10 protein-coding genes and 1 pseudogene are annotated in these 9,851 nt (G+C 42.9%); 5 read left to right on the forward strand and 6 right to left on the reverse strand.

Annotated elements, in window-relative coordinates; genetic code table 11:
- The coding region (locus IM475_RS16385; protein ID WP_287728286.1) for a Uma2 family endonuclease at positions 1-180 on the forward strand (180 nt) is incomplete at its 5' end.
- 69 nt (positions 181-249) lie between these two features.
- Here IM475_RS16385 and IM475_RS16390 read toward each other — a convergent pair.
- The gene (locus IM475_RS16390) at positions 250-849 is read right to left on the reverse strand and encodes a Uma2 family endonuclease (protein ID WP_287728289.1); all 600 of its coding nucleotides are present in this window, start codon (positions 847-849) and stop codon (positions 250-252) included.
- 191 nt (positions 850-1,040) lie between these two features.
- On the opposite strand from IM475_RS16390, the gene IM475_RS16395 reads away from it, so the two are divergent.
- The gene (locus IM475_RS16395) at positions 1,041-2,636 is read left to right on the forward strand and encodes an Hsp70 family protein (RefSeq protein ID WP_287728291.1); all 1,596 of its coding nucleotides are present in this window, start codon (positions 1,041-1,043) and stop codon (positions 2,634-2,636) included.
- An 83-nt stretch (positions 2,637-2,719) separates the two neighbouring features.
- Here IM475_RS16395 and IM475_RS16400 read toward each other — a convergent pair whose 3' ends face one another.
- Entirely contained in the window at positions 2,720-2,851 is a 132-nt protein-coding gene (locus IM475_RS16400; protein WP_002757361.1) for a hypothetical protein, read from the reverse strand.
- 196 nt (positions 2,852-3,047) lie between these two features.
- Positions 3,048-4,301: a competence/damage-inducible protein A gene (locus IM475_RS16405; RefSeq protein WP_287728294.1), complete on the reverse strand. Its 1,254-nt coding sequence runs from the start codon at positions 4,299-4,301 to the stop codon at positions 3,048-3,050.
- Between the two features lie 357 nt (positions 4,302-4,658).
- Here IM475_RS16405 and IM475_RS16410 point away from each other — a divergent pair, with 357 nt between their 5' ends.
- The 3 genes from IM475_RS16410 (at position 4,659) to IM475_RS16420 (ending at position 6,848) form a co-directional block, all read left to right on the forward strand.
- On the forward strand, positions 4,659-6,215 hold the full coding sequence (locus IM475_RS16410) for an AAA-like domain-containing protein (RefSeq protein ID WP_287728295.1): 1,557 nt from the start codon (positions 4,659-4,661) through the stop codon (positions 6,213-6,215).
- Positions 6,216-6,288: 73 nt separating this feature from the next.
- Positions 6,289-6,510, forward strand: a complete 222-nt coding sequence (locus tag IM475_RS16415) for a DUF433 domain-containing protein (protein ID WP_287675005.1) — start codon at positions 6,289-6,291, stop codon at positions 6,508-6,510.
- 5 nt (positions 6,511-6,515) lie between these two features.
- A complete protein-coding gene (locus IM475_RS16420) occupies positions 6,516-6,848 on the forward strand; it encodes a DUF5615 family PIN-like protein (RefSeq protein ID WP_004163946.1) in 333 nt (110 codons plus the stop codon).
- A 65-nt stretch (positions 6,849-6,913) separates the two neighbouring features.
- Here IM475_RS16420 and IM475_RS16425 read toward each other — a convergent pair whose 3' ends face one another.
- The 3 genes and pseudogenes from IM475_RS16425 to IM475_RS23010 form a co-directional block, all read right to left on the reverse strand.
- On the reverse strand, positions 6,914-7,978 hold the full coding sequence (locus tag IM475_RS16425; RefSeq protein ID WP_287728298.1) for a glycosyltransferase family 4 protein: 1,065 nt from the start codon (positions 7,976-7,978) through the stop codon (positions 6,914-6,916).
- Between the two features lie 78 nt (positions 7,979-8,056).
- Complete coding sequence (glyA, locus tag IM475_RS16430) at positions 8,057-9,340, reverse strand: serine hydroxymethyltransferase (protein ID WP_287728301.1); 1,284 nt, start codon at positions 9,338-9,340, stop codon at positions 8,057-8,059.
- 393 nt (positions 9,341-9,733) lie between these two features.
- Positions 9,734-9,851, reverse strand: a pseudogene (locus tag IM475_RS23010) (IS982 family transposase); the annotation flags it as partial.

Genomic DNA, 9,851 nt, shown 5'->3' on the forward strand with positions numbered 1-9,851 from the left:
AAAAAAATGCAGGAATATTTAGATAATGGGACTCGTTTAGGTTGGTTAATCAATAGAAAAACTAGAGAAGTAGAAATTTATCGTCAAGGACAGGCAGTAGAAATTTTAACTAATCCAGAGAGTTTATCGGGGGAAAGTATTCTGCCAGAATTTAGTTTAAATCTTACTTTGATTTGGTAAGCCAATTTAGCTTGCCCCTTGCCTGACTTCTGCCAAAAGTCTAATATCGCAGGATTACTCCTGAAAACATCAGAGCTTTAAATTTAAGCTAAAATTGGGTAAAACATCTTCACCCGATAAATCAGTGGGATTTTCTAATATTTCTACCTCCTTTCCCTGACGATAAATTTCAACCTGCCGATTCTGGGGATCGATTAACCAGCCTAACCTTGCGCCATTTTCCCTATATTCGAGCAGTTTTTTCTGTAATTTGTCAAGACTATCGGATTCAGACCGCAATTCCACCACAAAATCGGGACAGAGGGGAATAAATCCTTTTTTCTGCTTAGGGGTTAAAGATTCCCAGCGTTCTCGACTCACCCAAGATAGATCGGGAGAACGAATCGCCCCATTTGGTAGTATAAATCCAGTGGAAGAGTCAAACCCGACTCCTAAAGCTTCATTTTCTTCGCACCAGCGAAACAATTGTCCTGTTATACGAAAATTTCGCTGTCCTGATTCGCCACCTGTCGGGGGATTCACGATTAATTCTCCTTGGGCTGTACGTTCTAATTTTAAGTCCCGGTTGACCACAGCAAGGGCTTCAAACTGTTCAAGGGTGATAGAGAGAGCGATCGCTCTAGGAATTTCTAAGGAGAGGGTTTCGGGTGAGGTAGTAACTGCTAACATAATCCTTTGATCAGGTGCAACTCATATATACTATTAAAGATTATTTGTCAAGTTTTTGCTCAGACTTCTTGAGCTTGCGCTGACCAAATTCTCTATTTTTTGGGGAAGTTTCCACCTCGATCGGGCGGGTTCAATAAATAACAGGTTATAATAGCGAATAATTAACTAAATTTACCTAAAAACCATCGATCGTGTTCTACGCTATTGATTTCGGAACCAGTAATACCGTCATTACTCGTTGGAATGGGGCGACAAATAGGGCCGAAACCGTCAAATTATCGGAGTTATCCCAACAAATAGCCGACAATCCCCCCCTAATTCCCAGTTTACTCTATATTAAATCAGCCAATCCCCTGCAAGTAATTGCCGGTCAAGCAGTGCGCGATCAGGGTTTAGATATCGATCGAGATCCGCGTTTTTTTCGTCGCTTTAAACGAGGTATCGGCGCAAAAATTCAAGGATTTTTACCAGAATTAGAGGAAACTGTCCTCAGTTTCGAGGGGGTTGGCCAATGGTTTCTCGATAGCATCATCGACCACTTAAAAAACACCACCCCAGAAACCCCCCAATCTCTAGTTTTAACCGTCCCCGTCGATAGTTTTGAAAGTTACCGCAATTGGTTAAGCAATGTTTGTCAGGGATGGGAAATCGAACAAATTCGACTAATTGATGAACCCACGGCCGCCGCTTTGGGTTATGGAACCACTGGGGATCAAGTGATTTTAGTGGTAGATTTTGGCGGTGGCACCCTCGATCTTTCTTTGGTACAATTAGATTTAGATAATCCTCAAAAAAATCAAGGTTTTATTCTCAAGTGGGGAGAAAAACTTTTAGGCAATAATTCCGCCCAAAAAACTAAACTAGCCAGAGTTTTAGCCAAGGCGGGGACAAATTTAGGGGGGTCAGATATCGACGATTGGATTGTCGATTATTTTGCCCAAAAGCAATCTTTAGCGAAAACTTCCCTGACTACTCGTCTAGCAGAAAGATTAAAAATTAAACTTTCTTCCCAATTAACCGCCGCGGAGGTATATTTTGATGAGGAAAATTTCGAGAGTTACGAGTTAAGCTTGGATCGAGAACAATTGACCGATATTCTCCAACAACAAAACTTTTTTAATCAATTAGATGATTTAATGACGGGAGTTTTGCAACAGGGAAGACGCAATGGAATTGAAGTTAGCGATATCGATGCGGTGTTATTAGTTGGGGGAACCGTACAAATTCCGGCGGTAAAAGATTGGGTGCGACAGTATTTTGATAGTAGTAAAATTAAAGAGGATCGACCCTTTGAAGCGATCGCTTTGGGAGCGTTACAATTAGCCCAAGGTTATCAAGTCAAAGATTTTCTTTATCATAGCTACGGGATTCGTTACTGGAATCGTCGCAAAAATGCCCACGCTTGGCATCCGATTATTAACTCCGGACAACCCTATCCTATGGAAAAACCCGTGGAATTAGTCCTAGGTGCTTCCGTAGACAATCAACCTAGCATTGAATTAATTATCGGCGAATTAGGCACAGAAAGGGGGGCAATGGAGGTCTATTTTGATGGTGATAAATTAATTACTCGTTCCCTCGGTAATGGAGAAACTAGCGTCCAACCCTTAAATGATCGCGAGGGAGCCCGATCGATCGCTAAACTCGCTCCTTTAGGTTTCCCCGGCAAAGATCGCATTAAAGTGCAGTTCTGGATTGATGATCAGTGTTTTCTGCGGATTAATGTGGAAGATTTACTCAGTCAAGAATTGTTACTAAACAATCAAATTGTCACCAAATTAAGCTAAACTTGGCTTCAGCCAAAAATCAAGTGCAGACTCATAGTAAGTTTGCACTGATATTATCGCAATATTCTGTTTTACCGGTGGCTTTATCGACTGTGATCGCGCACGGGGATCGGGATCAGTTCGGGTTCGGGTTCGGGTTCCGGACCAAAAACACTCTCAATCAGTTTGCGCGCCCATTCTCTCAACTTGTCTATCACTTCATCTAAATAGTCCATTGACCAAATGGCTCCTTTGAGATACTAGCTATGAGTTTTCGTCGATTGATCCCCGCAACAGCTTGATTCTAGAGAATTTTAACTAATTTTCATCGTTTGGCTGTTCAATCTGACGAACGGGGGAATCTATATCTTGTATTTATATTAAGCTTAACATAAGTTCTTAGTCTGAGTATATATTCTTGGCAATTCTTTTTTAAGATATTATTAATAAATTCCTGCGTAGGCGATCAAGAGCGGTATAAGCACTAATCTGGCGAATAGTCAAGCGATCTCGATTTTCTCCGAAACGATGCTCTGATACGGTAACATTTCCCTGAGGATCGGCTAAACCGATATAAACTAGACCCACGGGTTTTGTCTCGCTGCCTCCTCCTGGTCCGGCAATACCCGTGATACTGATCCCCCAATCCGTAGCGAGGCGTTTTTGCACTCCTAAGGCCATCTGTTGGGCAACAATGGCACTGACAGCCCCGACATTATTTAAATCCCGCTCATTTACGTCTAAGAGGGCAACTTTTACCCGATTATCGTAGGAAATAACCCCACCCCAAAAATAATCGGAACTGCCGGCGATTTGGGTGATAATTTCTCCTAATCCCCCTCCGGTACAGGATTCTGCCACACTCAAAGTTTGTTTTTGTCGCCGCAACAGTTCCCCCACCACTGCGGGTAAAGTATCATCATCAGCCCCAAAATAATCTAATCCGGCGATTTCCTTAATTTCCGTCGCTACCGGTTCAATTATCTGCAAAGCAGCCTCTAAAGAAGGGGCTTTGGTCGCAATTCGCAAACGCACTTCGCCTAAACCAGCATAGGGGGCAACGGTGGGATTAGTCAGGTCAAATAAATGGACAACTTTTTCCGCTAAAGCTGACTCACCGATACCGCGAAATTTGAGGGAACGACTATAAATCCTCTCTTTGCCCCATCCTTGACTTTCTAGGTAAGGAATCGCCGTTTCTACCCACATTCTCTTCATTTCTGAGGGTACTCCGGGGAAAGTGAGAATAGTTACGTTAGCCTCTGGTTGCCAGATCATGCCGGGGGCGGTTCCCGTCGGATTTGGCAAAAAATCGGCTCCCACGGGTATTAAAGCCTGTTTACTGTTACTAGGAGGCATTTCTCGTCCTAAACTCGTAAATTTAGCCTCGATTTCCGCTAAAATCTCCTGATCTTCTCTGAGGGGCGTTTGGAAAAAATCGGCGATTGTTTCTGTGGTTAAATCGTCGGGAGTCGGTCCCAGTCCGCCGGTAAAAATTAAAATTGAGGAACGTTCTCGGGCAATAGCGATCGCTTTTTTCAGTCTTTCTACATTATCCCCCACCACCGTTTGATAATAATGGGGAATGCCTAATTTTGCCAATTCTAGGGCTAAATATTGGGCGTTAGTATTAACTATATCCCCTAATAATAATTCCGTTCCTACACAAATAATTTCAGCGGCCATAATTTTTAGCAATTAGCTTAAGATTTTCAATTTTGATCATTAACTGATCTCCTGTCACCATCGTTTGATCGGGGTTCGGTAACGATGGTCATGGAAGTTAACAATATCAGTGCGCTCCAACATTATACCAGTAAGCTATCAACAATCAGAGTCTTGTATATTAAATATCACTTTGTTGCTGAACAGCCCATATCTGATTTAGCAAACATAAAATCAGCGTATTATTCCCTTATATAACAATAATTGATCATAATCAAGCATAACAAATTATTGCCGATCATCACCTCTTCCTTCCTGCCATCACAAACCCCACCAAAATCATCTAAAATTAAAATGTCCACTAAATAATAAAATTCTATGACTCGCTGGTTTAATATTGCCGGTCCCTGTAAAGACGATGTCCACTATATGCTATCTCCCACAGTACGATTACCAGATCTAGAGGATTTAATTAAACAAGAAAGTTACTTTGTCCTACACGCACCACGACAAACAGGGAAAACCACCGCCATGTTAGCCCTAGCAAAACAACTTACCGACACCGGAAATTATGCCGCAGTCATGGTATCAGTGGAAGTAGGAAGTGCATTTAATCATGATCCTACTGCCGCAGAATTGGCAATTTTAGGGGCATGGTATGATACAATAAATATCCGTTTACCCAAAGAATTGCAACCAGCTGCTAAACAATGGCAACAGGAACAACCAGGAAGCAGAATTAAGGCTTTTTTATCAGATTGGGCAACATCCTTAAACCGCCCTTTAGTATTATTTATAGATGAAATTGATTCTTTACAAGACCAAACATTAATATCGGTTTTACGACAGTTAAGAGATGGTTTTCCTAACCGTCCAGAAAATTTCCCGACCTCCGTAGGATTAATTGGTTTACGAGATGTGAGAGATTATAAAGTAGCATCTGGTGGTAGTTACAGATTAAATACTTCTAGTCCTTTTAATATCAAAGTTGCTTCTCTGACTATGCGAAATTTTAATCTTGCAGAAGTGGGAGAATTATATCAACAACATACAGCAGCAACTGGACAAATTTTTACACCAGAAGCTATAGAAACAGCGTTTGATTTAACCCAAGGACAACCTTGGTTAGTCAACGCTTTAGCTAAAGAAATTGTGGAAAAAATGGTAAAAGATAGAAGTATTACTATTACCAAAGAACATATTTTAACAGCCAAAGAAATATTAATTGCTCGTCAAGATACTCATTTAGATAGTTTAGCGGAAAAACTCAGGGAAAAACGAGTTAAAAACATTATTGAACCAATTTTAGCAGGGCAAACCTTGCCTGATACCCTAGCAGATGATAGGCAATATTTAATAGATTTAGGATTATTACGACGTGATCCGATGGGGGGATTAGTTATTTCTAACCCCATATATCGTGAAGTAATTCCCCGCGTTTTGGTTCAAGGAACTCAGGACAGTTTACCTTTAATTAGTCCTAGTTGGTTGACAGCAAAAGGTGAATTAAATATAGATGCTTTATTAACAGCATTTCTCAAGTTTTGGCGACAACAGGTCGAACCATTATTAAGTAGTGCTGCTTATCATGAAATTGCACCCCATATTGTATTAATGGCTTTTTTACATCGTGTGGTTAATGGTGGAGGAGTTTTAGAAAGGGAATATGCAATTGGTAGTGACAGAATGGATTTATGTTTGCGTTATAAAGATGTTATTTTAGGGATTGAATTAAAAGTATGGCGGGATAAAAAACGCGATCCGCAAGCTGATGGTATTGAACAATTAGAGTCTTATTTAGGGCGTTTAGGTTTAGATTTTGGTTGGTTATTTATCTTTGATAGGCGCAAAAATGCTTTACCAATGGAAGAAAGGTTATCCACTGAAGTTGTGGTGACGGAAAATCAGCGTAAAATTACTGTGATTCGGGCTTGAGTCTTTCCAAAACTACTGTTTTTAGCAGAAATAAATGGTATCATAAAATTAATAAAAATGCCCTCGTCACATCATGAATTACAGAGATTATATCACAATTGAACCCAATAAACGTGGTGGTAAGCCTTGTGTACGTGGCTTGCGAATCACAGTTTATGAAGTGCTTGAATACCTAGCTTCGGAAATGACAGAAGAAGAAATTCTTGATGATTTTCCCGACCTAACGCGAGAAGATTTAAAGGCTTGTATTGCCTATGCGGCTGATCGTGAACGTCGGTTAATGATTTCGACTTGATCAGCATGAAATTACTATTTGATGAAAACTTATCCCCTAAATTATCCACCCGTTTGAGCGATATTTTTCCAGACTCGCTTCATGTTCGAGATGTAGGAATGAAAGCAACAATAGACCCGATAGTTTGGAATTATGCCAAAGATAATGATTTGATGATTGTCTCGAAAGATGCTGATATGCACGATCTAAGTTTAGTGTTTGGGAATCCTCCCAAAGTCATCTGGTTGAGACTAGGAAACTGTTCTACTTTACAAGTTGAAAATTTACTGCGTCGAGAGTTCAGTACAATCAAATTATTTTATGAAGATAAAAATTCATCATTGCTTGCCCTCTCATAGTGACAAACTGGATGCCGAAGGGATATCCGCAGAAAAAAGCTGATAGCTGACGACTTTAAGATGGCTTACGGTTCACTGCCACGATTGCGCCAGACTTGCCAACCGACGTAACCGAGGAGGAGAGTCGCACCAAAGGCAAAACCCCAACCACTGGGAACATTGGAGAAACCGAGGGCTAAACTGCCCACCCAGAGAGTTAGGGCGTAGATAAATAATACTGTCAGACGGTGAGAGATACCCGCTTTCAGTAAACGATGGTGTAAATGACGTTTATCAGCCACAAAAGGGGATTTTCCGCGTTTGAGACGGGAAATAATCACCGTGGACATATCGAGGAGAGGAACCGCGAGGATGAGATAGGGCAATAGGACGGCGGTAACGGCAACAGTAGTCACAGCAGTGGTTTTAGCCAATCCAATCACCGCCACACCCGCGAGGGTAAAACCCATAAAATAGGCCCCACCATCCCCCATAAAAATTTGGGCGGGGTTAAAATTGTAACGCAGAAAACCCAAGGCCCCACCCGCTAAAGCAGCGGCGATAATAGCGGCGGCCGGTTGTCCCATTACCAAAGTTACAATCAAAATCACCACGGCAGATATACCCGAAACTCCCGCCGCTAATCCATCTAAACCGTCAATCCAGTTAATCGCGTTAGCCATCCCCACTAACCAGAGGAGAGTAACCGGTAAACTTAGCCAATGAATTTGTAATAAATCGCCGAAGGGAATAGAGAGGAAATCGATCCTTACCCCGGCTTGCCAAGCTAGAAAAGCGACGCTAAACTGCATTAGCAGACGAATGAGGGGGGAAAGATTAAAAAGATCATCCGCTAGACCGATGAGAAAAAAGCCCAAACCGCCTAGGGTTACGCCCCACACTTCCCATTCTCGATCGCTGTTTAAACCAGCAAACCCTCCCAACCACCAAACGATCAGGAGGGCAGTTAAAGCGCCGACAAAAATCGAAACTCCCCCCAGTCGAACCATAGGCTTTTCATGGACCTTCCTTTCGTTGGGTCTATCGACGTAACCGCTTTTCAGTCCGACGGTTCTGACGAGGGGGGTACTCCAAAGTACCACTGTATGGGCGATCAGAAAAGCAATTAGATAGTATAAATCTCCGGACATGGGAATTGGGGGGCGATTTAATTCACAATTGGCCACTGACAGGCAATCGCCAATTATGAATTTTTATTATCTCTCTTTTTAGGCCAAGGCGGGGACAGAAATATGGAGATGGGGATAGAGGGGGAAGCTTTCACAGAGTTTGGCTACCCGTTGACGGCAAGCAGTTCTCAGGGCTTCATCACCTGGATTAAGGAGAAGATCGGCGATAATGTTGCCAATCTCGATAAATTCCGTTTCTCCTAGTCCTCTGGTGGTCATAGCCGGGGAACCCAAGCGCAGACCACTGGTGACAAAGGGAGACTCGGGATCGAAGGGAACAGTGTTTTTATTAGCGGTAATATTAATGGTACTCACCAAGCGATCGGCTTCTTTTCCGGTCATGCCCACGGATCTCAAATCGAGTAACATCAAGTGATTATCCGTACCATCAGTGACAATTTTAATCCCTCTAGCCTTCAACTGACCGGCCAAAGCTTGGGCATTAGCGATTACTTGGCCCGAATAGATTTTAAACTCCGGTTTCAATGCTTCCCCAAAAGCCACCGCTTTCGCTGCAATCACGTGTTCTAGGGGTCCGCCTTGGGTACCGGGGAAGACGGATTTATCGAATTTTTTGCCTAATTCCTCGTCTTTGGTCATAATTAAACCCCCCCTAGGACCGCGCAGGGTTTTGTGAGTGGTGGTAGTTACCACATCACAGTGGGGTAGGGGGTTAGGATGATGACCAGTGGCCACTAAACCGGCAATATGGGCGATATCTGCCATCAAGTAGGCCCCCACTTCGTCAGCGATGGCGCGGAATTTCTCGAAATCAATCTGGCGCGAGTAGGCAGAATAACCGCAGATAATTAGTTTTGGTTTTTCTTTGCGGGCGATGTCAAGGATGAGATCGTAGTCCAGGCGTTCGCTTTCGGGACTTACTCCGTACTGTACTACTCGGAACCATTTTCCGGAAACGTTAACGGGGGAACCGTGGGTAAGATGACCACCGTGGGAGAGATCCATGCCCATAATCGTATCGCCTGGCTGCAATAGGGTCAGGAAAACGGCGAAATTAGCTTGGGCGCCGGAGTGGGGTTGTACGTTAGCGTGGTTTGCCCCAAATAGTCGTTTAACCCGATCGATCGCTAATTGTTCCGCTTCATCAACGTATTCGCAACCGCCATAGTAGCGTTTTTTGGGCAGTCCTTCCGCGTATTTGTTGGTTAAAACCGAACCCTGGGCGGCCATGACGGCAGCGGAGGTAAAGTTTTCACTAGCGATTAATTCTAGGTGATCTCTTTGACGTTGCAGTTCTTTTTGCAGAATCCCTGCGATCGCTGGATCGGTCAGGGATAGTATATCTAAGTTCGTATCAGTCACGGTTACTCGATCCTTTCTTTAACAATTTACCTGTAATCATTGGGTCACTTTCTCCATTTTGGCACAATCTCTAATCTTCCGACACACCAGTGAGCTTAATTGCTTCTCTTCGGAAGCGATGGTCAATTGTCAACCGTTAGCAGTAAAATCTTCATTTTTAGTCAATAAGTGATAGTAAGTAGGTAGGCGTTAAAAATTATCAGATGCCCCCCTTATTAAGGGGGGATTAAGGGGGGATCCCCCCGCCTATCGGCACCCCCCTTATCAAGGGGGGATTAAAGGCAAAATCCATTTTTAATTTAATTATAACCAGCTACTTAATATTAACCAGTAGAATCCTTCCCGGTGGGGATTGAGTAATAAAATCGGAAGTAATACTAACCCCAGTTCGGGTTAAGCAGCGGGGGGTAAAGCCCATTCCATCTTCAAGGAGGGTTTTTTCGGCTGGTGACAGTAAGCAATCAAACCACAGAGAAGATTAACGCAAAAATTAACAGGGCTGCGGTGGCGG

The sequence above is a fragment of the Microcystis sp. M061S2 genome, assembly GCF_020245605.1.
Lineage (GTDB): Bacteria > Cyanobacteriota > Cyanobacteriia > Cyanobacteriales > Microcystaceae > Microcystis.